The sequence below is a fragment of the Stenotrophomonas nematodicola genome, from assembly GCF_009467805.1.
GTDB classification, from domain to species: domain Bacteria; phylum Pseudomonadota; class Gammaproteobacteria; order Xanthomonadales; family Xanthomonadaceae; genus Stenotrophomonas; species Stenotrophomonas nematodicola.
On record NZ_WIAY01000001.1, the window covers coordinates 1,543,253 to 1,569,961 of the forward strand.

Annotated in this window: 22 protein-coding genes; 8 read left to right on the forward strand and 14 right to left on the reverse strand. The window is 67.1% G+C overall.

The genetic code is table 11. From position 1 onward, the window contains the following. Positions 1 to 213: 213 nt before the first annotated feature. A complete protein-coding gene (locus GDJ08_RS07335; protein ID WP_153164572.1) occupies positions 214 to 1,704 on the forward strand; it encodes a phospholipase effector Tle1 domain-containing protein in 1,491 nt (496 codons plus the stop codon). Here GDJ08_RS07335 and GDJ08_RS07340 read toward each other — a convergent pair. From GDJ08_RS07340 to GDJ08_RS07370, 7 genes are all read right to left on the reverse strand, one after another. Continuing rightward, a complete protein-coding gene (locus GDJ08_RS07340; RefSeq protein WP_206147307.1) occupies positions 1,677 to 2,537 on the reverse strand; it encodes a ferritin-like domain-containing protein in 861 nt (286 codons plus the stop codon). The two genes, GDJ08_RS07335 and GDJ08_RS07340, sit on opposite strands and share 28 nt — an antisense overlap. A gap of 10 nt (positions 2,538 to 2,547) precedes the next feature. Continuing rightward, on the reverse strand, positions 2,548 to 4,014 hold the full coding sequence (gene purF, locus GDJ08_RS07345; RefSeq protein ID WP_017357086.1) for an amidophosphoribosyltransferase: 1,467 nt from the start codon (positions 4,012 to 4,014) through the stop codon (positions 2,548 to 2,550). A 29-nt stretch (positions 4,015 to 4,043) separates the two neighbouring features. After that, a complete protein-coding gene (locus tag GDJ08_RS07350) occupies positions 4,044 to 4,775 on the reverse strand; it encodes a CvpA family protein (protein WP_136005548.1) in 732 nt (243 codons plus the stop codon). A 52-nt stretch (positions 4,776 to 4,827) separates the two neighbouring features. Then, positions 4,828 to 5,862 carry an SPOR domain-containing protein gene (locus tag GDJ08_RS07355; RefSeq protein WP_153164573.1) on the reverse strand — a complete coding sequence of 345 codons (1,035 nt, stop codon included), beginning with the start codon at positions 5,860 to 5,862 and terminating at the stop codon, positions 4,828 to 4,830. Between the two features lie 106 nt (positions 5,863 to 5,968). Further along, the gene (gene folC, locus GDJ08_RS07360; protein ID WP_153164574.1) at positions 5,969 to 7,243 is read right to left on the reverse strand and encodes a bifunctional tetrahydrofolate synthase/dihydrofolate synthase; all 1,275 of its coding nucleotides are present in this window, start codon (positions 7,241 to 7,243) and stop codon (positions 5,969 to 5,971) included. 46 nt (positions 7,244 to 7,289) lie between these two features. Next, positions 7,290 to 7,934 carry a histidine phosphatase family protein gene (locus GDJ08_RS07365; protein WP_153164575.1) on the reverse strand — a complete coding sequence of 215 codons (645 nt, stop codon included), beginning with the start codon at positions 7,932 to 7,934 and terminating at the stop codon, positions 7,290 to 7,292. Between the two features lie 282 nt (positions 7,935 to 8,216). Then, positions 8,217 to 10,382: a S46 family peptidase gene (locus tag GDJ08_RS07370; protein WP_136005542.1), complete on the reverse strand. Its 2,166-nt coding sequence runs from the start codon at positions 10,380 to 10,382 to the stop codon at positions 8,217 to 8,219. A gap of 183 nt (positions 10,383 to 10,565) precedes the next feature. Between GDJ08_RS07370 and tdh the strand changes: the two genes are divergently transcribed. After that, a complete protein-coding gene (gene tdh, locus GDJ08_RS07375) occupies positions 10,566 to 11,588 on the forward strand; it encodes an L-threonine 3-dehydrogenase (RefSeq protein WP_026070885.1) in 1,023 nt (340 codons plus the stop codon). A 132-nt stretch (positions 11,589 to 11,720) separates the two neighbouring features. Here tdh and GDJ08_RS07380 read toward each other — a convergent pair whose 3' ends face one another. Further along, positions 11,721 to 12,422: a TorF family putative porin gene (locus GDJ08_RS07380; protein ID WP_017356797.1), complete on the reverse strand. Its 702-nt coding sequence runs from the start codon at positions 12,420 to 12,422 to the stop codon at positions 11,721 to 11,723. A gap of 192 nt (positions 12,423 to 12,614) precedes the next feature. Here GDJ08_RS07380 and kbl point away from each other — a divergent pair, with 192 nt between their 5' ends. Beyond that, positions 12,615 to 13,826, forward strand: coding sequence for a glycine C-acetyltransferase (kbl, locus tag GDJ08_RS07385; RefSeq protein ID WP_017356798.1), 1,212 nt, complete (start codon positions 12,615 to 12,617; stop codon positions 13,824 to 13,826). A gap of 75 nt (positions 13,827 to 13,901) precedes the next feature. Here kbl and GDJ08_RS07390 read toward each other — a convergent pair whose 3' ends face one another. From GDJ08_RS07390 to GDJ08_RS07410, 5 genes are all read right to left on the reverse strand, one after another. Then, positions 13,902 to 14,237, reverse strand: coding sequence for a hypothetical protein (locus GDJ08_RS07390; RefSeq protein WP_153164576.1), 336 nt, complete (start codon positions 14,235 to 14,237; stop codon positions 13,902 to 13,904). A 91-nt stretch (positions 14,238 to 14,328) separates the two neighbouring features. After that, a complete protein-coding gene (locus GDJ08_RS07395) occupies positions 14,329 to 15,168 on the reverse strand; it encodes a pseudouridine synthase (protein WP_153164577.1) in 840 nt (279 codons plus the stop codon). Positions 15,169 to 15,187: 19 nt separating this feature from the next. Continuing rightward, a complete protein-coding gene (locus tag GDJ08_RS07400) occupies positions 15,188 to 15,694 on the reverse strand; it encodes a hypothetical protein (RefSeq protein ID WP_017356945.1) in 507 nt (168 codons plus the stop codon). A 334-nt stretch (positions 15,695 to 16,028) separates the two neighbouring features. Then, complete coding sequence (ltrA, locus tag GDJ08_RS07405; protein WP_153164578.1) at positions 16,029 to 17,732, reverse strand: group II intron reverse transcriptase/maturase; 1,704 nt, start codon at positions 17,730 to 17,732, stop codon at positions 16,029 to 16,031. Between the two features lie 963 nt (positions 17,733 to 18,695). Then, on the reverse strand, positions 18,696 to 19,787 hold the full coding sequence (locus tag GDJ08_RS07410) for an OmpA family protein (RefSeq protein WP_017356946.1): 1,092 nt from the start codon (positions 19,785 to 19,787) through the stop codon (positions 18,696 to 18,698). 372 nt (positions 19,788 to 20,159) lie between these two features. On the opposite strand from GDJ08_RS07410, the gene GDJ08_RS07415 reads away from it, so the two are divergent. The 5 genes from GDJ08_RS07415 (at position 20,160) to GDJ08_RS07435 (ending at position 25,524) form a co-directional block, all read left to right on the forward strand. Then, positions 20,160 to 21,185, forward strand: a complete 1,026-nt coding sequence (locus tag GDJ08_RS07415) for a zinc-binding alcohol dehydrogenase family protein (protein ID WP_017356948.1) — start codon at positions 20,160 to 20,162, stop codon at positions 21,183 to 21,185. A gap of 100 nt (positions 21,186 to 21,285) precedes the next feature. Continuing rightward, positions 21,286 to 21,897, forward strand: a complete 612-nt coding sequence (gene yczE, locus GDJ08_RS07420) for a membrane protein YczE (protein WP_017356949.1) — start codon at positions 21,286 to 21,288, stop codon at positions 21,895 to 21,897. 142 nt (positions 21,898 to 22,039) lie between these two features. After that, positions 22,040 to 24,073, forward strand: coding sequence for an NADPH-dependent 2,4-dienoyl-CoA reductase (locus tag GDJ08_RS07425; protein WP_017357268.1), 2,034 nt, complete (start codon positions 22,040 to 22,042; stop codon positions 24,071 to 24,073). A 292-nt stretch (positions 24,074 to 24,365) separates the two neighbouring features. Next, complete coding sequence (locus GDJ08_RS07430) at positions 24,366 to 24,824, forward strand: cell wall hydrolase (protein WP_017357267.1); 459 nt, start codon at positions 24,366 to 24,368, stop codon at positions 24,822 to 24,824. Positions 24,825 to 24,912: 88 nt separating this feature from the next. Continuing rightward, complete coding sequence (locus GDJ08_RS07435; RefSeq protein ID WP_017357266.1) at positions 24,913 to 25,524, forward strand: glutathione S-transferase N-terminal domain-containing protein; 612 nt, start codon at positions 24,913 to 24,915, stop codon at positions 25,522 to 25,524. 70 nt (positions 25,525 to 25,594) lie between these two features. On the opposite strand, the gene GDJ08_RS07440 is transcribed toward GDJ08_RS07435, so the two are convergent. Continuing rightward, positions 25,595 to 26,644, reverse strand: a complete 1,050-nt coding sequence (locus GDJ08_RS07440; RefSeq protein WP_153164579.1) for a suppressor of fused domain protein — start codon at positions 26,642 to 26,644, stop codon at positions 25,595 to 25,597. Between the last annotated feature and the right edge of the window lie 65 nt (positions 26,645 to 26,709).

Here is a 26,709-nt window from a genome sequence, read left to right on the forward strand (position 1 = left end):
TGCGGGGAAGTCGTTGCTGCAAGCGGCCGATTGCGACAGGCCAGCGCCATATGGCGCCTGTTGATCGCGTGAATTCAATAGATGCAACTGATGACCTTTCAAATCTGTGATCCGCATCCGCACGGTTCAGCAACATCACGTTCCGCCTCCCCGTCGCGCCAGTCCCGGTTTCGCGCTAACGTGATCGGGCATCGACCGGGGGGCAGGAGCGACATGGCGGGGGGACATGGCAATGAAGGCACGGCAGCGCCGGTACCGCTGCAGATCGGCCTGTTCTTCGACGGTACCCGCAACAATGCCGACAACCTGCGGCACGCCTCGCGTCCGCCCGGCAGCACCACACCCGCTCCACGCCCGCCGGCGATCCGCGCCGACGATGCCTCGCCCTACCAGAGCCGGCTGACCAGCAGCTACAGCAATGGCCTGACCAACATTGCGCGTCTGCACGGCCTGTACCCGGACCATCGCGGCACCGGCCACCCGGCCGCCGGCCCGCTGTCACTGGCGATCTACATCGAGGGCGTCGGCACGCGCACCGGCAAGGACGACGACCTGATGGGCCTGGCCTTCGGCGTTGGCCGGACCGGCGTGCGCGCCAAGGTCCACCGCGCCTTGGACGTCCTGCTGCCCGATGCCCTGCGCACGCTGGCCCGGCAGCCCAGGCTGCCGGCGATCGCCGCGGTGCGGGTGGACCTGTTCGGTTATTCGCGCGGTGCCGCCGCCGCACGCGATGCCGTCAATCGCTTTGCGCGCCCCGAGGGAGCGGCCTGGCTGCGTGAACAACTGGTGCGCGCCGGGCTGGCGCTGGCGCCGGCGTTCCCCGGGCAAGCGCGCCGGGTCCGTTTCGTCGGGCTGCTCGATACCGTGGTGGCGGTCGATCGTCGCCAGCGCGACCAGCTGCCCGAGGTCGCACTCGCCGCCGACTGCGCGGACACGGTGCTGCAGCTCACCGCCCGCGACGAACATCGCGAGCACTTCGCGCTGACCAGCGTGGCACCGCCGCACGAGGAAATCGCCCTGCCCGGTGTGCACGCCAACATCGGCGGCGGCTACGACCAGACGGTGGAAGGCCCCAAACTGCTGACCCGCCCGCTCGGCCAGATCCTCGATGACCACGGCTTGGCCGACGGCGCGACGCCGCCCCTGTCGCTGCTGCGTGCCAGCGACGTCCATCGTCGTGCACAGGCGCAGTGTCGCCAGTGGCAGGCCACCTTGAGCCTGGGCGACGAGGCGGTGTGGGTCGACGTGTGGCACCAGTGGCAGCAGCAGCGTCGGGCCGGCAGCCGCAGCGTGCGCCTGCTGCCCACGCTGCACGTCTACGCGGCGGTGGTACTGCGGCGGGCCATCGACCCGCGCTACCAGTGGATCGCACTGCGCCTGCTGCACCAGCGGGCGGCGGCGGCCGGCGTGCCCTGGCGGGCCACACCGGACCAGGACCCGGCGCTGGCTCTGCCGGCACCGCTGCTGCCCATTGCCGCGCGCCTGCTGGCCGGCCAGCCGCTGGATGCCGCGCAGGAACGGTTGCTGCGGCAGCGCTACGTGATGCAGTCGGCCCACTGGAATTTCGATGCGCTGGGCGATACGGCGCTGCTGTACGCCGCCGACGAGGCCGCCCGCGAGCTGCCCTATCGGCCCGGCCCGGGACTGTTCTACGTGAACCGGCCGACCGAGGACGGTCAGCGCGTGGTGCTGGCCAACGCCTGACCGCGCATCTCGGTCTGCTCGATCAGTTCGGCCAGTTCGTCCTCGTCGAACCCGGCCAGCAGCCGCGCTTCGAGATTGAACGGGCCATACAGGAAACCGCCGGCGTACTCCTTCAGCAGTGCCATGAAGCGCGGCCGTGGTTCGACGCCTGCACGGGTGCAGTACCAGCGGTACCAGCGCGAGCCGGCCGCCACATGCGCCACTTCCTCGCGCAGGATGATCTCCAGCACGTCGGCGGTGTCGGCATCGCCGCTGGAACGCAGTTTGACGATCATGCCCGGGGTCACATCCAGCCCGCGCGCTTCGAGCACGCGCGGCACCAGCGCCATCCGTGCCAGGCCGTCATGCGCGGTCTTCTCGCACATCTCCCACAGGCCGTTGTGCGCGTCGAAGTCGCCGTAGGCATGGCCCAGGGCCTGCAGGCGACCATGCAGCAGCATGAAATGACGCGACTCGTCGTCCGCCACGCCCACCCAGTCGGCGTGGAACGATCCGGGGAGCCCGCGGAAGCGGTACACCGCATCCCACGCGAGGTCGATGGCATTGAGTTCGATGTGGGCGATGGCGTGGATGAACGCAGCGCGCCCCTCCGCACTGCCCAGGCCGCGTCGCGGCAAATCGCGCGGGTGCACCAGGGTCGGCCGCACCGGGCGGCCCGGCATGCGGATTGGTTCGGGGGGCGGCGCCTCGGCCGGTGCCTTCAGGCGCCCGGCGCGGAACTGCGCCGCGTAGTGCTGGGTCAGCGCGACCTTGCGCAGCGGATCGGGCTCGGCCAGGCACTGCTGCGCGGCGCGCAGCAGGTTGCCGGCGGCAGTGTCCATCGCCTCGCCCATGCCAACGGCCTCAGGCGCGCCGCTTGTGCTTGGCATCGTCCGAACGCAACTGCTGGATGCGCTCGAAGTAGCCCGGTTCAATCCCGGTCGGGTAGATCCCGTTGAAGCACGAGGAGTCGAACGTCTTCAGCTCCGGATTGCCTTCGCGCACCGCCGCTTCCATGTCCTCGATGTCCTGGTAGATCAACCAGTCACAGCCCAGGTGCGCCTCGATTTCCTCGACGCTCCGGTTGTGCGCGACCAGTTCCTCGGCCGCCGGCATGTCGATGCCGTAGATGTTGGGGTAACGCACCGGCGGCGCGGCGCTGGCCAGGTAGACCTTGCGCGCACCGGCGTCGCGCGCCATCTGGACGATCTGCTGGCTGGTGGTGCCGCGCACGATCGAATCGTCTACCAGCAGCACCACGCGGTTGCGGAATTCCAGGTGGATCGGATTGAGTTTGCGACGCACCGACTTCACCCGCTCGCCCTGCCCCGGCATGATGAAGGTGCGGCCGATGTAGCGGTTCTTGATGAAGCCTTCGCGGTACTTCACCCCGAGCGTGTTGGAGATCTCCAGCGCGGCGTCACGCGAGGTGTCCGGGATCGGAATGATGGTGTCGATGTCGTGGTCCGGGCGCAGGCGCAGGATCTTCTCGCCCAGCTTGATGCCCATGCGCATGCGCGCCTTGTGCACCGAGACGTTGTCGATCATCGAATCCGGGCGCGCGAAGTACACGTACTCGAAGATGCACGGGCTGTGCTCGGCCGGCTCGGCGCACACTTCGGAGAACAGCTCGCCGCGCGCGGTGATCACCAGCGCTTCGCCCGGGCGCACATCGCGCACGCGCTGGAAGCCCAGCACGTCCAGCGCGGACGACTCGGACGCCACGATGTATTCATCGCCTTCGGCATGGGCGCGCTTGCCCAGCACCAGCGGGCGGATGCCATGCGGATCGCGGAAGGCGACCAGGCCCAGGCCCAGCACCACGCTGATCACCGCATAACCGCCCTTGCAGCGGCGGTGCACGCCGGCCACGGCACGGATCGCCGCTTCCGGGGTGAGCTGGCGCTGCGCGTCCAGCTCGTAGGCGAATACGTTCAGCAGCACTTCGCTGTCCGAATCGGTGTTGACGTTGCGGCGGTCCTGTTCGAACACCTGCTGGCGCAGCGCTTCGGTGTTGATCAGGTTGCCGTTGTGGGCCAGCGCGATGCCATACGGCGAATTGACGTAGAACGGCTGCGCTTCATCCATGCCTTCCGAACCGGCGGTCGGGTAGCGCACATGCGCGATGCCGACGCGACCCTCCAGGGTCGACATCCGCTTGGCGTCGAACACGTCGCGGACCAGACCGTTGGCCTTCTGCACGCGCAGGCGGGTGCCATCGGCGGTGGCGATGCCGGCCGCATCCTGGCCGCGATGCTGGAGGACGGTCAGGCCGTCATACAACTGCCCGGCGACGTTCTGGTTGCCGACGATTCCGACGATGCCACACATGGTGCGAATCTCCGCTGGGCTGTGCCCATCTACAGTGAAGGTGGCCGTGCCTGGCCGGGGGAACCGTTCCGCGAGGGAGCGGTGTCGTCCGGACGCGCGCGCGCCGGCTCGATGTTGGTGGGCAGTGTGGAAGCCGGTCCGCGCGCCGCAGCGTCGGCAGGTACCGGGTCCCTCGCCTCGTCAACCGGACGCGGCCATCCGCGCCCTGCCACTACCTCGCCAAGCACGCCATTATCGCCTGTCGCGAGCGGCTTGCCCAATTCCAGCGGAGGCAGTTGCGGCAGATTCACCTCCGGCAGCGCCACCTCGGGCAGCTGCGCCTGCATCCAGCGCACGCCGGGCTGGAGCAGTGGGCGGACCTGGGAGTCGCGCCAGGCGGCCTCGTCGGGCAGCGGCGTGAAGGCGGCGAGCATCAGCAGGACGCAGCCCAGGAACGCCCCACGGACCAGGCCCAGGGCCCCGCCCAGCAGGCGGTCGGCGCCGGTCAGGCAGGTCACCTTCACGGCCGCTTTGATCAGCATTCCGATCCCGCCCACGGCAATCATCACCGCCAGGAACACGCCCAGGTAGCCGCCCACGTAATGGCCGGTGCCGGGCGCCGCCGGTGCAGCCCACCAGTGCGCGGCGTCGTTGCCGAACAGGAACGCCGCCCAGCCGGCCAGCAGCCAGGACAGCGTGGCGACCACGATGCCGACGAACCCGCGCATCAGCCCGAGCAGCACCGAAGTGCCGATCAGCGCCAGCAGCACGATGTCGATCACGCCCGCACGCCGCGGTGGGGCCGTGGGGCCGGCAGCCGGTGCATGCCGGGGCTCAAGGGTGCGGGCGGACCATGCCGGCCACGCCGACCTTGGCCGCGACCTGGGCCTTGAGGTTTTCGGCGTCGGCGCGGTTGGCCACCGGCCCGACGCGCACGCGGTTCAACGTGCCCTTGTCGGTGCGGACCTGCTCGACGAAGGCGCTGAAGCCCGCCGCGCGCACCTTGTCGCGCAGTGCATTGGCTTCAGCGGCCTGGCCGAAGGCGCCCAGCTGCACGGCGAACCCGACGCTGCTGGCGGCCGGTGCGGCCGGTGCGGAAACGGTGGCGGCTGCAGGTGCCGGCTTGGCGGGGGCCGGCTTCGGCTCGGGCTCGGGCTCGGGCTTGGGCGCGGCCGGCTTCGGCTCGGGCTTGGCGGCCGCCACCGGTTCGGCCGGCAGCGCTTCGGTTTTGACCGTATTGGCGGCTGCAGCGGCCGGGGTGGCGCTGGAGGCGCTGGCCGGGGCGGCAGCGGGCGTCGGCGTGGGTGTGGCAGCCACGGCGCTGTCGGCACGGGCGTCCAAGGTCACTACTTCGGCCTTGACGTCGCTGCGCACCTTCACTGCCTGCAGGCGGGCCGACTCGGCTTGGGCGCGATCCGCGTAGGGCCCCACGCGCACGCGCCAGGCCGGGCGGCCGTTGATCGTGGCCGGCTCGCTGAACCCGGGAAGCTGCGATTTCCGGAGGTAGGCGATCACCGCGTCGGCATCGGCCTGGCTGCCGTAGGCGCCGAAGCTGACCGCGTAATTGCCCGCAGCCACGGCCGGGGAGGTGTCAGCCGGCGCCGCATCGGCAGCCACGGCACTGGTGTCGGCCAGCGGCTGGGTGCTGGACACCCCGCTCTGCAGGCCGGTGGCGGCCCCGGTCGGCGCCACCAGGGGCAACTCACGCGTTTCGAATTGTCCGTCTGACGGTGCAGCCGGCGCGGTGATCGGCACATTGGCCACGCCGCTGTCCGGCGCGGGGCCCTTGACCAGCATGGGCAGGAAGATCACAGCCAAAGCCACCAGAACGATGGCACCAATCAGTCGCTGTTTCAGAGGAGTATCCACGGAAGGCAGGCAGGGCGGCGCGGCGGAATGCCACGGCGATTATACGGTCGCGCGCACGCGCGGCGTCGAATGCGGCTGAACGGCGGCACAGGACCGCCGACGGGATTCACGCTGTCGCTTCCAGCCACTGCAGGGCCTGCGCGGCCGTGTGGAAGGAACCGAACACCAGCACGCGATCACCGGGCTGGCTATCCCGCAGGGCCTGGTGCAGCGCATCGGTCACGCTGGCATGGCGGTTGCCATCGGCCGCGGCCGTGCCGGCCAGGCGCGCCTGCAACGCCTCGGCGCTCTGCGCGCGCGCGCCGTCCAGGCCGGCCAGGTGCCAGGTCTGGACCTGCGCCGCCAACGCCTCGACCACACCGGCGGCGTCCTTGTCCTGCAGTGCCGCGAACACGGCCACGGTGCGCCCGGCGGCCGGTGCGGCCTTGAGCGCGGCGGCCAGCTCGCGTGCGGCCTGCGGATTGTGGCCGACGTCGACCAGCACCTCCACGCCGTTGCGGTCGAAGGACTGCAGGCGGCCACGGATGCGCGCATTGGCAATGCCCTCCACGAACGCCGCGCGCGGCAACGGCTTGTCCAGCGCGCGCAGCGCGGCAATCGCCGAGGCGGCATTGCGCAGCTGGATCGGCCCACGCAGCGCCGGCGTCGGCAGGTCGATGCGGAACCCGACGTCGCGCCAGCGCCAGTGCTGTGCGTCAATGACGTCGGCGAAGAAGTCGCTGCCGCCGCGGATCGCGTTGGCACCCAGCACGTAGGCGCGGGCCAGCACGCTGGACGGCGGATCGGTTTCACCGAGGATGACCGGCTTCCAGCCGCGGATGATGCCGGCCTTCTCGGTGCCGATCGCCTCGCGGTCTTCGCCGAGCCAGTCACTGTGGTCGATGTCCACGGTGGTGATCACGGCCACGTCGGCGTCGACAATGTTGACCGCATCCAGGCGCCCGCCCAGACCGACCTCCAGCACCGCCAGGTCCAGCCCGGCGGCGGCGAACAGGTGCAGCGCGGCAAGGGTGCCATACTCGAAATAGGTCAGCGTGGTCTGCCCGCGCGCCTGTTCAACCGCGGCGAATGCAGCGACGAGTGCCTCGTCGGCAACGTCCTGGCCATCGATGCGCACGCGTTCGTTGTAACGCAGCAGGTGCGGGGAGGTGTATGCGCCGACCTTCCAGCCGGCGGCACGTGCGATGGCCTCGATGAAGGCTACGGTCGAGCCTTTGCCGTTGGTGCCGCCGACGACGATGGTACGGGCGGCCGGCGCGCCCAGGCTCATCGCCTGCGCCACGGTACGCACCCGGTCCAGCCCCATGTCGATGGTGGCCGGGTGCTGCTGCTCGATGTAGGTGAGCCAGTCGGTGAGGGTCTGCGGGCGGGCGATGGTCATGGGCGTTGGATCAATGTGGCGGACGTCGGGGCGGGACGGGACGGCGTTACAGCGCGCGGTGCTTGGCTTCGCCGAAGAACGGCGTGTGGTGGGCGCAGTCGTTCAGGCGAACCACTTCCAGGCTGTCCAGGTCGGAGCCTTCGAGCAGGTTGAGGGTGGTCGGCGCCTGGCGGAAGGTCCACAGGCGGGAAAGCGGCAGGCCGAGGATGCGGCACAGGATCACGCGGTTGACGGCGTCGTGGGCGACGACCAGCAGGATGTCGTGCTCGCCGAGGCCGTCGGCGGCGCGGGCCAGGCCGCGCCAGCTGCGCTCCAGGACCAGGCGCAGCGATTCGCCGCCCGGCATCAGGACGGTGTCCGGTTCTTCGCGCCAGGCCTTCAGCCGCGACGGATCCTTGTCGTTGATTTCGCTGGCCAGCAGACCCTCCCACTCACCGTGGGCGATTTCCTGCAGATCCGGTTCGGTGAGCAGCATGTCGGCGCGCGCGCTGCCCAATGCAAGCTGGGCGGTGCGCTGCGCACGCGACAGCGGCGAGGCGACGGCGCGGGTGATGTCGACCGAGACCAGGCGTTCGCCCAGCGCCTGGGCCTGGGCTTCGCCGATCGGCGACAGCGGGATATCGATCTGGCCCTGGTAGCGGCCTTCGGCGTTCCACGGGGTTTCGCCGTGACGGGCAAGCAGGATGCGCATGCGAGCAAAGGGTCCTTGGGGGGAGGAGTTCCGGCGTTTCGTTCACATCCTGTGAAAGCGCGCGGAACAGGGATCATACCCGGTTGACGCATCGAACCCGTGCCGGACGCGGTCTGGCCGCTCTGCGCCCACGTTGCGCCGGGGACCACCCGGTTGCGGTTGACGGCGGCCGCGATCAGTGCAGCGCCGCGCGCGGCCAGCCGGCCAACGGTCGGCTCAACCGACCACAAAAAAAGCCCCGCTGCTTTCGCAGCGGGGCTCGGTGGATCTGCCCTGCCCGGCTTACTTGACCAGGTTCAGTTCCTTCAGCAGCTGCGGCGCCGGCGCCACTTCCTGCATGATCCACTGCATGTAACGGCTGTCCACCGAGATCATGCGGGTCATCACCGGGTCGAACACCCAGTTGGAGCTGACCGACTCCCAGTTGCCGTCGAAGGCCAGGCCGACCAGCTTGCCATTGGCATCCAGCACCGGCGAACCCGAGTTGCCGCCGGTGATGTCCAGGTTGGACAGGAAGTTCACCGGTACCGAGCCGATGCGCTTGTCTTCCAGACCGCCGTACCGCTTGGCCTTGACCGCATCAAGCAGCGCCTTGGGCGAGTCGAACGGATCGGTACCGGTTTCCTTGGCGACGATGCCTTCCAGCGTGGTGAACGGGGTGTAGGCCACGCCGTCCTTCGGCGCATAGCCCATGACGTTGCCGAAGGTGATGCGCAGCGACAGGTTGGCGTCCGGGTACACGAACTCGCCCTGGCTCTTCTTGTAGTCCGCCAGCGCCTGCAGGTACAGCGGACGCGCGACCAGCGACTCGCCTTCGCGGGTCTTCCTCTGCTCTTCCTGCTTCAGCAGCGCAGGCATGACGGCCACCGCGTACTGGATCGCCGGATCGGTGCTGGCTTCAAATGCCGCGCGGTCGGCCTTGAACCACTTCAGGCGTTCATCCAGGCTGCCCAGCTTTGTACCCGACAACTTGCTCACCAGACCGTCGATGGCGGCCTTGTCGCTGCCCGCCAGCCACTGGTTCAGCACCTCGTTGTTGCGCTGCGCGGCCGGCAGTGCGGCGTACTGGCCCAGCCAGTAGGCCTGCAGCTGCTGATCCATGCGCGCCACATAGCGGCGGTCCATCTGCTTGAGCGAACCCTCGATCGACGGCAGGTCGCGCTCCTGGTAACCGGCTTCGCGCTCGGCGTCGGCCTTGCTGCGCTCGATCGACAGGCGATACAGCGCGATTGCCGAACCCAGCACCGAGGTGTTGTTGAACTGGCCCACGATCAGGTCGCGGTCGCGGGTGGCGCGGCCTTCTTCCAGGTGCTTGATCAGCTGCGCGTGCGCGGCCAGCGCCGGCTTGCCGGCGGCGCCCTGCTTCTTCAGCCATGCCAGCACGGCCGCTTCCTCGGCCTGCTTCTGGCCGGCGGCGTCGATGCGCTTGAAGCCATCCAGCTGGCCCTGGTAGTTCTTGGCGGTGTTGTTGAGGCCGGCCATCGTGGCGGCGTACTTCACCTTGATGTCCGCGTCCTGCTGGCCGGCCTTGCCGATCAGGTCGATCACCGCGTTGTAGTGGCGCGCGATGGTCGGGTAGGTCCAGCTGGCGGTGTCGTTGAACTCAGCGGCCAGCGCGTAGCGGTTGGTACGGCCCGGGTAGCCGGCCACCATCACGAAGTCGTCGGCGCCCAGCGGCTGGTCGGCGAACTTCAGGAAGTGCTTGGGCTGGTAGGGCACGTTGTCGGCCGAGAACGCGGCCGGCTTGCCGTCCTTGCCCACGTAGGCACGGTAGAACGAGAAGTCGCCGGTGTGGCGCGGCCACATCCAGTTGTCGATGTCGCCACCGAACTTGCCCACGCTGCCCGGGGGCGCGTAGACCAGGCGGACGTCCTTGATTTCCATGTTGCGGAACAGGCGGTAGGTATTGCCGCCGGAGAAGCTGTACAGGCGGCAGCGGAAGCCGGCATCGGCTTCGCAGGCGGCGGTCTGGGCCTTGTCGAAGGCATCCAGCGCGCGGGTGCGGGCCAGCGGGTTCTTGCCGGCGGCGGCGATGGCGGCCTTGGCCTGGTCGGTCACGTCGGTGATCTGGTCGAGCACGAATACGCGGGCGTTGGGGCCTGCGCTCAGTTCATCGCCCAGGGTCGGTGCGTTGAAGCCGTCCTTGATCAGGTTCTTCTCGGCGGTGGAGTTGAGCTGGATCGCGCCGTAGGCACAGTGGTGGTTGGTGACCACCAGGCCCTGCGGCGACACGAAGCTGGCGGTGCAGCCACCCAGTGCCACCACCGCGCCCATCGGATCGCCGGTCAGGTTGGAGATCTGCTCCGGGGACAGCTTCAGGCCGGCCTGCTTGAGCGGGCCGGCAATCTCCGGCAGCTGTTGGGGCACCCACATGCCTTCGGCGGCATGGGCGACCTGGACCAGCCCAAGGCTGGCGACGACGGAGAAAGCGAGCAGGTTCGAGCGCATTGAGCAGCCCCTGGTGAAAGAACCACCGAGTGTAGCCCAGCACCCGCCCCGCCCCGATGCCCGGAAGTCATGGCCCCCCAGGGGGACCCCGGACCACCCGCAACGCAGCATGGGAAAACTGCCGGCGGCTCTATAATCCGCGTTTTCCCCCAGACGAGTTCCACCCCGATGGCGCAGCAAACAATGAAGGCCCTGGTCAAGCGTGAAGCCGCCAAGGGCATCTGGCTGGAAGAGGTTCCGGTCCCCACCCCGGGCCCGAACGAAGTCCTGATCAAGCTGGAAAAGACCGCCATCTGCGGTACCGACCTGCACATCTACCTGTGGGACGAATGGAGCCAGCGCACCATCAAGCCGGGTCTGACCATCGGCCACGAATTCGTCGGCCGCATCGCCGGGATCGGCCCGGGCGTGACCGGCTATGAGATCGGCCAGCGCGTCTCGGCCGAAGGCCACATCGTGTGCGGCCACTGCCGCAACTGCCGTGGCGGCCGCCCGCACCTGTGCCCGAACACCGTGGGCATCGGCGTCAACGTCAACGGCGCCTTCGCCGAGTACATGGTGATGCCGGCCAGCAACCTGTGGCCGATCCCCGACCAGATCCCGTCCGAGCTGGCCGCCTTCTTCGACCCGTATGGCAACGCCGCGCACTGCGCGCTGGAGTTCAACGTGATCGGCGAAGACGTGCTGATCACCGGTGCCGGTCCGATCGGCATCATCGCTGCCGGCATCTGCAAGCACATCGGTGCGCGCAACGTGGTGGTCACCGACGTCAACGATTTCCGCCTGAAGCTGGCGGCCGACATGGGCGCCACCCGCGTGGTCAACGTGTCCAACACCTCGCTCAAGGACGTGATGAAGGACCTGCACATGGAGGGCTTCGACGTGGGCCTGGAAATGAGCGGCAATCCGCGCGCCTTCAACGACATGCTCGACTGCATGTACCACGGTGGCAAGATCGCCATGCTCGGCATCATGCCCAAGGGCGCCGGCTGCGACTGGGACAAGATCATCTTCAAGGGCCTCACGGTGCAGGGCATCTACGGCCGCAAGATGTACGAGACCTGGTACAAGATGACCCAGCTGGTACTGTCCGGCTTCCCGCTCGGCAAGGTGCTCACCCACCAGTTGCCGATCGACGACTTCCAGAAGGGCTTCGACCTGATGGAACAGGGCAAGGCCGGCAAGGTCGTGCTGAGCTGGAATTGACCATGCGGCGCGTCACGGCCACCGGTCGTGACCTGCCACGGAGGTGATGCCCTGCCGGGCTGGGTGCCGACCGGGTGTCGGTACGAAAAAGGCGCCTTTCGGCGCCTTTTTCATGCCCATCGCCGCGTCAGGTCATTTGCCCACGGCCACGGTGAACACCACGCGGTTGTCGGCCAGCCTGCCGTTGTTGTCACGACCGGCACCATCGGTACCGTGGTAGCCCAGACCCAGGTTGAACAGGCCGAACTGGCGGCTCACGCCGACGTTGAAGTCGGTGTAGTCCTTGCCGAAATCGGTCTCGAGCGAGGTGCGGCCGACGTTCGCGCTCAGGGTGAAGTCATTGGGCAGGCCCCACTCGCCGCCCACCGCGTAATACCAGCTCTTGGTATCGGACCCGGACAGGTCGTTGGTGTAGGCCACCGTGAGCTTGTACTGCTCGGCAAACGTGGTGGTGGTGATCAGCTCGTTGTAGTTCAGCTCGCTGGCGCCCGGGTAGGTGTAGCGGTTGAGCAGCACGTCGAAATTGACGCCGTCCGTGACATCCACTCCGTAGCCGATCAGGTAGTCGATCTCCAGGTTCGGGTCGCCCGGCCCGAAGTCCACGCCCGAGCCCCACACGCCCGCATACAGGCCCACCGGCGAGGTGTAGGTGAAGCCGGCCTGCAGAGTCGGGTCCTCGTCGGTCTGGGAGACACCCCGGAACACGTAGTCCGATACCGCGGTGACGTTCCAGCTGAAGGGAGACTCGGTCTCGTCCTGGGCAGCGGCGGCGAACGGGGCAAGCAGGGCGGCGCAGAGCACAACGGCGGCGGTGCAGCGCGTGGCGTGGTTCATGCGGGGTCTCTCCAGACGTGGGGGCAGGTGCGGCGGGGTTTACGGTTTTTTAACCTGATTGATATTGCGATGCAACAATCACATGCGCAACCGTTTTCGCTCATGCCCCGGCCCGCCCGCCGCCGGAGGGCGGCCCCGGTACCGACGGGGACAGGTAAAATCCCGGGTTTCCCGTGCCGAAGACTGCCTGCCATGAGCGACGCCATCACCGCCCCGCTGACCCAGCACTACGTTGAAGAACTGGAGGCGATCCGCGCCCAGGGCCTGTTCAAGTCCGAACGCATCATCACCAGCCCGCAGTCGGCCGAGATCACGCTGGATGACGGCCGCACGGTGCTGAACTTCTGCGCCAACAACTACCTCGGCCTGGCCGACCACCCGGACCTGATCCAGGCGGCCAAGGATGCGCTGGACAGCCACGGCTTCGGCATGGCGTCGGTGCGCTTCATCTGCGGCACCCAGGACCTGCACAAGCAGCTGGAGAGGCAGATCGCCGACTTCTTCGGCAAGCAGGACACCATCCTCTATGCGGCCTGCTTCGATGCCAACGGCGGCCTGTTCGAACCGCTGCTCGGCGAAAACGACGCCATCATCTCCGATGCGCTCAACCATGCGTCGATCATCGACGGCGTGCGCCTGTGCAAGGCCAAGCGGTTCCGCTACGCCAACTGCGACATGGCCGACCTGGAAGCGCAGCTGCAGGCCGCCGACGCCGCCGGCTGCAGGACCAAGCTGATCACCACCGACGGCGTGTTCTCGATGGACGGTTTCATCGCGCCGCTGGACGAGATCACCGCGCTGGCGAAGAAGTACAACGCACTGGTGCACATCGACGAATGCCACGCCACCGGCTTCCTCGGCGCCACCGGCCGCGGCTCGGCCGAAGTCAAGGGCGTGCTGGAGAAGATCGACATCATCACCGGCACGCTGGGCAAGGCGATGGGCGGCGCGCTGGGCGGCTTCACCACCGCCAGCGCAGAAGTGATCGAGCTGCTGCGCCAGCGCTCGCGCCCCTATCTGTTCTCCAACTCCCTGCCGCCGCACGTGGTGGCTGCCGGCATCAAGGCCTTCGAGATGCTGGCCGCCGCCGGCGACCTGCGCAGCACGCTGGCCGACAACACCGCCTACTTCCGCCAGAAGATGACGGCCGCCGGTTTCGACGTGAAGCCGGGCGTGCATCCGATCAGCCCGGTGATGCTGTACGACGCGCCGCTCGCGCAGAAATTCGCCGAGCGCCTGCTCGAGGAAGGCATCTACGCGATCGGGTTCTTCTTCCCGGTCGTGCCCAAGGGCCAGGCGCGCATCCGCACCCAGATCAGCGCCGCACATACGCGTGCGCACCTGGATCGCGCGATCGACGCTTTCACCCGCATCGGTGTCGAGCTGGGCGTCATCAAGGGGTGATCAGCGCCTGCCGTAGCGCGGGCATTGCCCCGCGCTACGGCATTGGCCCGCCCTTGCCCGGTCGCGCACAGGGCGTCATTTCTTTTTCTTCTTGTCCTTCGCCGTTTCCTTGCTGGCCACCACCACCGCAGCGGCGCGATCCTGCGCGTTGCCCTTGGCCACGCGGATACCGTTGGCCTTCATCCAGGCATCGAACTCGTCGGCGCTCATGCGCCTGTCGCCGTCACTCATCAGGAAACGGTAACTGCCCCGGCCGTCCAGCTCCGGCGTCTGGATCTCCACGATCGGTTCGCTCGCCGGTGGCGGCGCCTTGGCCATCTGCTTATGGCCGCCGCAGGCGCCCAGCAGCGCGACGGGTACCAGCAGGCCGCCGCCGCGCAGGAGGAAACGGTGGAAAGAGTTGACGTGCATGGTCTTGCTCCCGGTGATGATCGGAATGTCCCTTCGAAGGCCATCCATTGCCCGGGTCGACTGGCCTGCCACATGCCGGCAGGCCGCGAGGTCACGGTGAGGCCGCAGCGCCCTTGGCCGCGGCATACAGCAGGTCCAGATCGTGTTGGCTGAGTTCGCGCCAGGCGCCCTTGCCCAGCTCACCCATCGGCAGCTGTCCGATGGCCACGCGCACCAGCCGCAGCACATTGATGTCGACGGCGGCCAGCAGGCGGCGGATGTGGCGGTTGCGCCCCTCCTCCAGCACCACTTCCAGCCAGGCGGTTTTCTCGCCGCTGCGCAGCAGGTCGACACGCCGCGCGCACAGGCGCTCGCCGTCATCCTCGACGCCGGCGCACAGCGCCTGCAACTGCGCGGCATCGGGGATCGTGTCGATCTGCACGTGATAGGTCTTGTCCGGCCCGGTCGTCGGGTCGGTGAGCCGGGCGGCCCACTGCGGATCGTTGCTGAACAGCAGCAGCCCTTCGCTGGCCTTGTCCAGGCGCCCCACCGGCGCGATCCACGGCAGGCCGGCACCGTCGAAGCAGCGGTAGACCGTGTCGCGGCCCTGCTCGTCCTGTGCGGTCGTGACCAGCCCGCGCGGTTTGTTGAGCATCAGATGGATGCGCCGCGGCGCATCCAGCGCGCGTCCATCCACGCGCACCTGGTGGTGCCCATCGATGATCGGGTACTCGGGGTTGTTGATGACCCGCCCGTCCACCGTGACCCGTCCGTCGGCAATCCAGCGCGCCGCTTCGGTGCGCGAGCACAGGCCCGCCTTGGACAGCACCCGGGCCAGGCCGTGCCGCACGGCCCCGGCACTGCCCGGAGAGGGGGACTTCTGCGGGGACGCACGCCGCTCGGGGCGGCGTGGTCGGGGCGCGGACGCGGCGGGGGGCCGGCGTGTGGTCATGAGCTCCGCGCGCGGCGGCTTACTTCTTCTCGCCCGGCTTGGTGTCAGCCGGTGCTTCCGCGGCGGCCGGGACGGCAGCCGGCGCCGGACGCGCCTTGACCACGCGCACACCGCGCGCCTTCATCCAGGCGTCGAATTCCTCGGCGGTCATGCGCTTGCCGTTCTGGCTCATGTCAAAGCGCCACGGCGTGTTGTCGAACTCGGTCTGCGGCTTGTAGGCCGCCGGATCGTTCGGCTTGATCGCCGGTGCACCCGGCATCGCCTTGGCGATGTTCTGGCAGCCATCAATGCGCAGGCGCTGCAGCACGCGGTCCAGCGACTGGTGCTGGTCGAAATTGGAGGTCAGCACACCAGCCGGCATGCCGAGCTGCACGTTGCGGATGTACAGCTCCTCGGCCACGGGCGCGATCGCGGTGGCCGGCAGCGGCAGCGGCGAAGCGCTGGTGTTCGCCGAACAATCCACGGCTGCGTGGGCGGCGGGAACCAGGGCCAGGCCAAGCACGGTGGCCAGTGCGATACGCAGCATGGGATGCATCCAGGAAAGGGGTCGACGCGCCGAGTTTAACAGCGCCACAACGGCTTTCAAGATCCCACATTCAATGAATACGGCAACTTGTTGGATTTAAAGCAAAGATCCAATGCGGCCTGCGTCGGCGTGCTCGGTAGCTGCCGCCGCCGAACCGAAGGCGCATGGCAATGACAGTGGTCCGGCGCTTGGCGTTTGGGCGCAAAAAAAAGGGCCCGGCAATGCCGGGCCCTCTTCTGAGGCTGTACAACCAGACAGAGTCGGGTGGGAGGGAACCCTTGCGGGCCGCCCTCCCCCCTAAGAACCGTGCGTGCGTCTTTCCGACGCACACGGCTCAAGCCTTGGCTGTCGGTTTAACAACGTGTATGCCCAAGACGTGTACCTGGACGTGACAGTCCGGGTGGAGCAGGACTCGGTTGATCAAGAGGTCTGAACCCCCTGCCAGCCTAGGCTCGATGTGGTGATCGTGCCAGCCTGTTTCCCGGGTGATGGCTTCGTGGCAGAGAGCACACTTACCTTGCTGGGAAGCAAAGAGAGAGGCCCACTGTCGGCGGTGCGTGCGGGACCTGAGAAGCCGGTCCTGACGCCGTTTCTCCGCGTACACCTCGAAACGAGGATCGAACGGGTTGTACTCCGCTTTGATCTTAACGTGCCGGTTGATGGACGTGGAGGCCATTTCGTGAAGCTCCAGCATGGAATCCGAAGCATCGATGGTGTCACGTGGTGCCGCAAAGACCCAGTTCCGGGTTCCGATCGAGTGGAAATAGCGATCGCGAATCCAACTAGCCCCCTTGTTGTTGTGCCTGCGCCTTGCCCACCGCCATAGAGCCTTAAACAACATGGCATCCATACGCGTGAGTGCAGCCTTAGCGACAACCGGGTGGTGATAGTTGGCCCATCCTCTGAGCATCGGGTTAAGCATCCGGATCAGCGAGCCCTGTTCGGCCGTAAGCTGATTGCTGATGACTCCTTTTACCTTGTCGTAGAACGCGGAAGCATTCTTGAGACTGGGTTTGATCAGGAGCTTGCCGCCGTATTTGCGGAAGTTCCAACCAAGGAAGTCGAAGCCAGCATCGATGTGTGTCACCCGCGTCTTTTCATCCGAGAGCGCGAGCCCTCGTATAGCCAAGAAGCGTTCGACCCACGGACGAACGTGTTCAGTGAGGAGCTCCGAGGAGCTCCCTGTGATCACGAAGTCGTCCGCGTATCGGATGACGTTCACCTTTGCCTGTTGGGCACGGGTATAGCCAAGGGAGCGATACAGATGCTCCTTTAACCAGGTCTCCAGGCCGTTCAGCGCCATGTTCGCCAGTGTCGGCGAGATGATGCCACCCTGCGGTGTTCCCTCCTCCGTCGGTTCGTACTGTCCCCGATACAGGATGCCCGCCTTCAGCCAGTTGTGGAGGATCGCCTTGTCCATAGGGACGTTGGCGACTAGCCATGCGTGGTCGATGTGGTCGAAGCAACCTTTGATATCCGCCTCCAGAACCCAGCCTGGCGAGTACTTCTTCGCCAAGCAGATGAAGTTCTGGGCCATGGCATCGTGCGTTGAGCGCCCTTGTCGAAAGCCGAAACTGTTCGGGTCACTGGTGCTCTCAGCGACGGGTTCTAGCGCAAGCAGGTACAGCGCCTGCATAGCCCGGTCGTGCATGGTGGGGATGCCCAGTGGTCGTTCCTTCCCGTTAGCTTTGGGAATGAAGACGCGCCGGAGCGGTAGAGGTGAGTAGCCGCGGCGACGGAGGCGGTGGATTGCCTGCCATCGTTGTTGCGGTGTGTTCCAGAGCTGGCGGTCAACGCCAGCGGTACGTTTACCTTGGTTTTCCGTCACTCGTTTCACCGCGAGTAGCTTGGCGGTGAAGGAGCGGGTCAGCATCCGTTGTAGGGATTTCACCCTACGCCAGTCGCCTTCCTGTGTCGCCTTCGCGATTCGTAGCTGCATACCCCTGACAGTCCGGTGGACGTGATGCCAATCGATGGACATCCAATCCGTGGGCCCGCCGGAGAACGCAGACTCAACTGAAACGTTGAGCTCTTTCATGCTGGACTCCTGATGGTGTGAACCCCTCAGGAGACATAGTGACCCCAAGGGGGCTATGCCCCACAAGGGAGTGTGAGAACCGCTTGGGAGCGATCCGATGTGACACCGGGGTTCCTCAGTTCGTTGTCGCGAACCAAGACCACGCGGAAGTGGGCGCACTCTCGTGCCGTGTGATGTTCCAACACGTATGCCAACGATTACAGCTGGCCGTTTGCTTTCTCCGCGATCCCATACCCCTGCACCCAACAGCCTTCCTTACGGTTGACCTGCCACGAGGGCGGATGGAGGGGCTTACCACGTTCCCGAGATGACACAGGACTGATTTAGGGCCTGTCTTTTCGCCGGTGAGCTTCATAGCGACGTGCCCCGAAACTAAAACGGGACAACTGCCCACACACCTTTTGGTCGATGCCTTAGCCAGCAGCTTTAGCACCATCGTCCTAACGGCGTTTATCAACAGTTCTCTGGTCGATACCCATGTCAGTCAGCCTAGCTCCCGAACCGCATGCTGCTTGCAGTTCTCGGTCGCCCCTCACGGGTTGACCTATCCAAGTTCTGGAGGGCTTCTTTGTCGGTAGGGCTTCACACAACACCGTTAACCAGTGATGCATGCCTACCTAGGCTACTGCTAGTCGCATAGCAGGCTTGCTGTCCCACGTGGTGGGTCAAGCAATGCCATCTCGGACACGCAATCATGCGCGCCTGTTTCCAGAACCCGTTGCGGGCCTGGCACACCGTGGACCCCAAGATGGAGGTCGCCGGTCATCATTGCGATGAACGGACAGAGCGAGAAGTACAGACGCACGTTCCCCCAGTCCGCATTGCGCGGAGACCCGGAAGGAAACTGTGCCCCTTCCGGGCTCCGTTTTCATGCCCCTCTTGCCCTAAGGCAAGAGGGGGTACTACAGTGTGTCTCGGAGAAAGCCGAGTCTTTTCAGTGCTTTACGATTGCTCGTGTCGCACTCAGTTCTGGACGTTCAGCTCGGTACGACGGTTCTTTGCACGGCCTTCCGGGTTGTCCGAACCGTCCGGGTTGGTGTTCGGAGCAATCGGACGGCTCTCGCCGTAGCCGATCGGACCCACCAGACGCGAAGCGGACACGCCGTTCTTGGTCAGGTAGTCGTACACGGTGGTGGCGCGACGCTCGGACAGCTTCTGGTTGTAAGCGTCGGTGCCCTTCGAGTCGGTGTGGCCGGCCACTTCAACGCGCAGATCCGGGTAACGCTTCAGGATCTCGGTGGCTTCGCTCAGGATCGCCACGGCGTCCGGACGCAGGGTCGACTTGTCGAAGTCGAAGTTGACGCCCTTCAGGTCGATGGAGACCGGCACCGGGCAGCCGTCCGGACCGATGGTCTGGCCAGGCTGGGAGTTCGGGCACTTGTCGTCGCAGTTGTTGACGCCGTCACCGTCGTCATCCAGGTCGGCGCAGCTCGGGGCAACCGGAGCCGGAGCAACCACAGCCGCGGTCGGGGCCGGGCCCAGCGGGATCACGACGCCGACCGAAGCCAGCACGTCGCCGAACCAGTCTTCCGTCGGAGCAGCGATGCTCTGGTCGTCGAAGTCAGCGCGGTAGGCCACTTCGGCACGGACAGCAACGCGCTTTTCGAAGGTGGTCTGCAGACCCACGCCGACCTTGGCGGCGAAGTTGCCGTCCTTGCGCTCACGCGGACCGTTGTTGTCCAGCGCCGGGTACTCTTCTTCCGACTTCTGGTAGCCCAGACCCATCAGCAGGTACGGGTTCCAGCCACGGCCTTCGGAGATGAAGTGGCGACGCAGGTCGATCGAGGCGCCGTACTGGCTCCAGTTCAGATCCTGGTTGGCGTCGAAGTTCGGGTTCTGGTAGTTCAGTTCACCGTCCAGCGACCAGTTGGGGCTGATGAACTTACCGAGGCCCAGGGTCACGAACGGAGCGTCGTTGGTCAGACGGTCGTTATCCTGGAAGTTGAAGCCGGCCGAACCGGTCAGGTACCAGCGGTCGTCAAAATCCTGCGCCGATGCAGCCTGGGCGAAAGCCAGACCGCCCAGCAGCGCGGCAGTGAGGATCTTCTTGTTCATTGAGTACAGCTCCTATTTCGGGGGTATGAAACCGGTAGAGGCATGGGCCAGCACTACTGCGTCGTTTTCAGACTGCCGATTCAGCACGCCACCGCCGCGAACATTATGCTCAGGAGGGTGAAGGTGATGTTAACAGTCCCGTAACATGTGAAGAGAACGGCCAGGCCCCTACCCGGCCCAGCGGGTGGCACCGTATACAGGTTGATGAAATTGCGCAAGCGCCTTTGATGACAAGGGTTTCCCGGGATGCATCCCGCTATGGGTGCCAACCGGGAGTATTTCGCCCCTGCGCGATGCCCGCATTGATTCAGCGCAGAAACAGCAATGTCAGCAACCGTATGATGGCGTCAACACCCCGATATCGGAGCTGTCATGAAAGCCGTGGGACTGACCCGCTACCTGCCCGTCGATGACCCCGAGGCCCTGCAGGATCTGCAGCTTTCCGAGCCGGGCCCGCCGCAGGGACGCGACCTGCTGGTGCGGGTGCAGGCGATCTCGGTCAACCCGGTGGACACCAAACTGCGGGCCCCGCGCGAGGGCCGGGAAGAGTCGCCCCGCATCCTCGGTTTCGACGCCGCCGGCGTGGTGGACGCGGTCGGGCCGGAAGTGACTGCTTTCATGCCGGGCGATACGGTTTATTACGCCGGCGACGTCACCCGACCGGGCTGCAACGCCCAATGGCAGTGGGTGGATGAGCGTCTGGTCGGACGCCAGCCCACCACGCTGGACGCCGCGGATGCCGCTGCGTTGCCTCTCACCGCGCTCACCGCCTGGGAACTGCTGTTCGAGCGCATGCCCCTGCGCTTCGATGACCGCCATCATGCCGGGCAGCATCTGCTGGTCATCGGCGGCGCCGGTGGCGTCGGCTCGATCGCGATCCAGCTGGCCCGGCATGCGGGCTTCACGGTGATCGCCACCGCCTCCCGCGACGCGACGCGCGCGTGGTGCACGCAGATGGGCGCCGACCATGTGATCGACCATCGCCAGCCGCTGCTGCCACAGCTTCAGGCGCTGGGCATCGACCAGGTCGAGGTCGTGCTGAATCTGGCCGATACCGATCACTACTGGGACGCGATCGGCGACCTGCTGGCACCGCAGGGGCACGTCGGGCTGATCGTGGAGCCGCGCGGCGCGCTGCGCATCGGCGATCCATACAAGGCCAAGTGCATCGGCATCCACTGGGAATTCATGTTCGCGCGGGCGCGTTTCCGCACCCACGACATGATCGAACAGCATCGCATTCTCAACCGCGTGGCCAGCCTGGTGGACGCCGGCGAACTGCGCAGCACCGCGCACACGCTGCTGGGCCCGATCAATGCGGCAAACCTGCGCGAGGCGCACCGTCGCCTCGAAGCCGGAGAGGTGATCGGCAAGCTGGTGCTGTCCGGCTGGGACTGACCCGCCAAAGCGCCGCTGTGGGCGCGGATTGGTATGCATCTGTATCTGTCGGCGCGTCCCGGCCGGCCCTACATTCAAGGGCCTTTCCGGTGAACGCGCCATGCCCACGTCCCTCCCCCTCCGCCTGGCCCAGCTGCTGCTGGGTCTGTTCCTGTATGGCATCGGCGCGGCGGTGATGATCCGTGCCGCCATTGGCGTCGCCCCGTGGGATGTGCTGTCGCAGGGCATCGCGCTGCAGACCCCGCTGTCGTTCGGGGTGGCGACCAATGTGATCGGCGCACTGGTCCTGCTGCTGTGGTGGCCGATCCGGCAGAAGCCGGGGCTGGGCACGGTACTGAACGTGATGTTGATCGGCCCCAGCGCGCAGTTCGGGCTGTGGCTGCTGCCGGAGGTGCACGGCCTGGCATGGCAGGTGCCGATGTTCGTGCTGGGCCTGCTGCTGGTGGCGGTGGCGACCGGGTTGTACATCGGCGCCCGCTTCGGCCCGGGCCCGCGCGATGGCCTGATGACCGGCCTGCACGCGCGGACCGGCTGGCCGATCTGGATCGTGCGCAGCCTGATCGAAGGCACGGTGCTGGTGATCGGCTGGCAGCTCGGTGGCGACGTCGGCGTGGGCACCCTCGCCTTCGCCCTGCTGATCGGCCCCCTGTGCGGCGTGACTCTGCCCTTCTTCGGCATCCACAGGCCCACTCCGGCAGCCGCCGCCCGGTAGTGCCGGCCGCTGGCCGGCGCCCCGTCGGGCTGGCGCCAGCGGCGGGCATCACCCGCCTCAACGGCCGCCCGCCACCAGACGCCCCTTGCCGTTGGGGACATTTCGCGGCACGCTTCATGCTTCCGTACGCAAGCGTATCGACATGTCGCCAGCCGCCGAATCCACCGCCTATCCCCACCTGTTCACCCCGCTGGACCTGGGCTTCACCCAGCTCCGCAACCGCGTGCTGATGGGGTCCATGCACACCGGCCTGGAAGACCGGGCCCGCGACTTCCCCCGGCTGGCGGCGTATTTCGCCGAGCGTGCGGCCGGCGGCGTCGGCCTGATCGTCACCGGTGGCTTTGCCCCGAACGTGGTGGGCTGGCTCAAGCCGTTCGGCGGCAAACTGTCCTGGCCGTGGGAGGTGCGTCCGCATCGCCAGGTCACCCGTGCGGTGCACGACAACGGCGGCCGGATCTGCCTGCAGCTGCTGCACGCGGGCCGCTATGCCTACCACCCCCTGTCGGTGGCACCGTCCCGGCTGAAAGCACCGATCAATCCGTTCACCCCGCGCGCGCTGTCGGCACGCGGTGTGGATCGCCACATCGCCGATTACGCGCGCAGCGCGCGGCTGGCCCGCGAGGCCGGCTATGACGGCGTGGAAGTGATGGGGTCGGAAGGCTATCTGATCAACGAATTCATCGCCCCGCGCACCAACCAGCGCACCGACCGCTGGGGCGGCGACGCCGCGCAGCGCATGCGCTTCGCGGTGGAGATCGTGCGCCGCATCCGCGAGGCGTGCGGGCCGGATTTCATCATCATCTACCGGCTGTCACTGGTGGACCTGGTGGACAACGGCAGCAACTGGGAAGAGATCGTGCAGCAGGCGCAGGCGATCGAAGCCGCCGGTGCGACCCTGATCAATTCGGGCATCGGCTGGCACGAGGCGCGCATTCCCACTATCGCCACCTCGGTGCCGCGTGGCGCCTTCGCCGGGGTCACCGCCAAGCTCAAGCCGCACGTGCGCGTGCCACTGATCGCCACCAACCGGATCAACATGCCGGATGTGGCCGAGCGCATCCTGGCCGGCGGCGGGGCCGATATGGTCTCTCTGGCGCGCCCGCTGCTGGCCGATCCGGCGTGGGCCAACAAGGCACGCAGCGGCCGCCCGGAGTCGATCAATACCTGCATCGCGTGCAACCAGGCCTGCCTGGATCACGTGTTCGAGAACAAGACCGCCAGTTGCCTGGTCAATCCGCGGGCGGTGCATGAAACCGAGCTGGTCTACCGCCCGGTCGCCACCGCGCGGCGCGTGGCCGTGGTCGGCGCCGGGCCGGCCGGCCTGGCATGCGCGACCGTGGCCGCCGAACGCGGGCACCGGGTGACGCTGTTTGACGCCAACAGCGAGATCGGCGGCCAGTTCAACGTCGCCAAGCGCATCCCCGGCAAGGAGGAGTTCCACGAAACCCTGCGCTACTTCGGGCACAGGCTGGCCGAGACCGGCGTGGAGCTGAAGCTGGGCACCGTGGCCGATGTCGCCACGCTGGCCGGCTTCGATGCGGTGGTGGTCGCCACCGGCATCACCCCGCGCCAGGTCGATTTCCCCGGCGCCGACCATCCCAAGGTGGTCAGCTATCTGGACGTGCTGCTCGGCCGGGTGGTCGTGGGGCCGCAGGCGGCGATCATCGGTGCCGGCGGCATCGGCTTCGATGTCGGCGAATTCCTGGTGCACGAGGGTCCGTCGCCGGCGCTGGATACGGCGCGCTGGATGGCCGAATGGGGCGTGGACCCGAGTTTCGAGACGCGCGGCGCGCTGACGCGACCGGCCCCGGAAGCGCCGGCCCGCAAGGTCTGGCTGCTGCAGCGCAGCCCCGGCAGACCGGGTGCCCGCCTGGGCAAGACCACCGGCTGGATCCACCGCGCCACGCTCAAGGCCAAGGGCGTGACCCTGCTCGGCGGCGTGGAATACCTGGGCGTGGACGACGCCGGCCTGCGTGTCCGCGTGGGCGACCAGGAACAGACCCTGCCGGTCGACCACGTGGTGATCTGCGCGGGGCAGGAACCGCGGCGCGATCTGCACGCCGCACTGGTGGCGGCGGGTGTGCAGGCCCACCTGATCGGCGGTGCCGACGTGGCCGCCGAACTGGATGCCAAGCGCGCGATCCGCCAGGGCAGCGAGCTGGCGGCGGCGCTGTAAAACGGGTTGCCGGCGCGCGGCCGGCACTCCCTGAATGGGCGAATTCGGCCGCCCTCCGAACCTGAATGTCAAGTCTTCGGGTTCAGGATGCATTGGGAAATGGCCCCCTATCGTGCGCCAACTTTCCCGCTCACCACCCAGTTCGAGTGAGCGCGCGGACCCGTCATCCTGATCGGGTCCGCCACCGGGCGGCCCCGATGGCCGCCTCCCCATGACGCCAAGTCGTACCCCACGCCCCGTCCGAATGATCGGATGGACAGCCAGGTGCGGCCCATACGGAGCAAGGAGATTTATGAAACTGGCCTGGATTCTCTGGCTGTCGCAGTTGTTGCCGCAGCCGGCCGCCGATTCGTTGTGCCTGAGCACGACCGTCTACCTCGAAGCGCGTGACCAGACCCTGCGCGGCCAGCAAGCCGTCGCGGAAGTGGCCCTGCGCCGCCTGGACAGCGGCCTGTGGGGCGACTCGATGTGCCAGGTGGTCACCGCCCGCAAGCAGTTCGCCCCGACCATCGTGGCCCCCGGTACGCAGCTTGGCAACGCCGACGCGTGGCAGGAAGCGATGACCGTGGCCTTCGACGCCGAGCGCAACTGGGCGCTGCCGGTGGGCGAGCGCAAGGAGATCGTGCCCGGCGCGAGCCACTTCGCCGCATTGGCCATCGCCAATCCGAGCTGGCGCAATGCCTACCAGGTGGCCACCATCGGCGACCACACGTTCTATCGCGTGCAGAAACTCAAGCCGCGCACGTCGTAACGATCTGTTACAGCCATACCGTTGAGGATGCGTGGCCCGCTCTGGAATAGTGAGCGGCTCACCCATCACCATCCGCAACGGAGTTCCCATGAAGCTGTACAGCAAGCCCGGTGCCTGCTCCACTGCCGACCACATTGCCCTGCAGTGGACCGGCCAGCCGTATGACGTGGAACTGCTGACCAAGGAAACCCTGAAGGCGCCTGCGTTCCTGGCCATCAATCCGGCCGGCTCGGTACCGGCGGTGGTCGACGGCGATTTCGTACTGACCCAGAACGCCGCGATCATGGGGTACATCGCCGATACCCATCCCCAGGCGGGTCTGGCCGGCGACGGCAGCGCCCGGCAGCGTGCCGAAGCCACCCGCTGGCTGTCCTTCGTCAATTCGGACCTGCACCCGGCGTTTTCGCCGCTGTTCGGGCCGGGCAACTACATCGGCGACGAAAGCCAGTACGACGCCATCCGCGCCGCCGCGCACAAGCGCCTGCGCGGCCTGTTCGAACGCGCCAACACGCAGCTGGAAGGCCGCCAGTGGCTGGCCGGGTTCCGCAGCTTCGCCGATCCGTATTTCTACATCACGCTGCGCTGGGCGGCCGGCGCCAAGGTCGACCTGACCGGCCTGGACAACATCGCCGCGTTCAAGCAGCGCATGGATGCCGACCCAGGCGTGCAGGCCGCGCTGAAGGCTGAAGGCCTGCTCTGAGCGGGACGACGAACGATCAACGAAGAGCCCGGCCATGCCGGGCTCTTTCGTTATCGTCGCCACGCACCGCTCAGCCGATCTCGCGTACGACGTTGTCCTGCGCGTCGCGCAGCGCGGTGGGCACTACCTCCACCACCAGACCGGTACCGGGCAACGGGTAGCGACCGCGCTGGGCACGCACGTCGCGCAGCAGCGCGTCCAGGCTTGCCGGCGTCAACGTGCACGTCATCCCGCCCTCGCCACGGCGCAACGCATCGCGTTCACCGGGCTGGAAGGTCCACTCGCGATCGCCGCCGATCACGGTCAGCGGGTGGCCGTAACGCAGACGCAGCGGCAGCAGGTCCAGCAGGCTTGGCACCTGGCCGGCACCAAGCACCAGCACCGTGCTGTCACCCTCCTCACGCCACGCCAGGGTTTCCACGAACAGCAGCGCGGTGCTGGAGCCGTCGCGGGCGCTGCCCGCCTCCACCTGCCGGGCCAGGTCCGCATCGTCAAGCAGGGAGGGGCGATGCAGGTCGGTGATCCACAACGGCATGCGCGGCGCCAGCGCATGCAGCACGCCATCGGTGGACCAGCGCTTGATTGCCGCCATCTCCGCATCGCTCACGCCGATCACCTGCAGGAAGACCAGGCGACCGTTGGCGGTGTCGCGCGCCGGCAGCTGCGGGTCGGGCAGGAACGCCACATGACGCAGGCAGGTGTCGGTGTCCAACGCGATTGGCCCGTTGGCATCCATGTGATGCCCGGCTTCGAACACGTTGCCGGTGGCGAACACGTAGCGGGCGAGATTCTGCAGCAGGTTCATCGGCCACGTGGGCGGACTGGCGGCATCGTCGTCCACCGCCAGGCGGAAGGTCAGCTCGAAGCCGTAGCCGCTGTCGACCGCGTCGTCGCTCTGCTTGTCGTACAGCTCGGAGAAGCCGTAGGTGACGTAATGCCAGTGCGGGCGCGGGACGTCGGCCCGGTACACGCTGATGCCGTCCAGCGGATCATTGCCGCCCAGCGTGTAGGGCAGCGCCGTGCCGTAGTGCGTCGGCTCCTGGCCGGGATACAGCGCGGCCAGGGCCGCGTTGATGGCATCCCAGCCCGGGGTGCCGTCATCGTCCTTCGTGGGGTCCATCGCGTGGCTCCTGCATGTGTAGCCTGGCAAGGTAACGCCGGTGCGCGGCGACCACCACCCTTGCG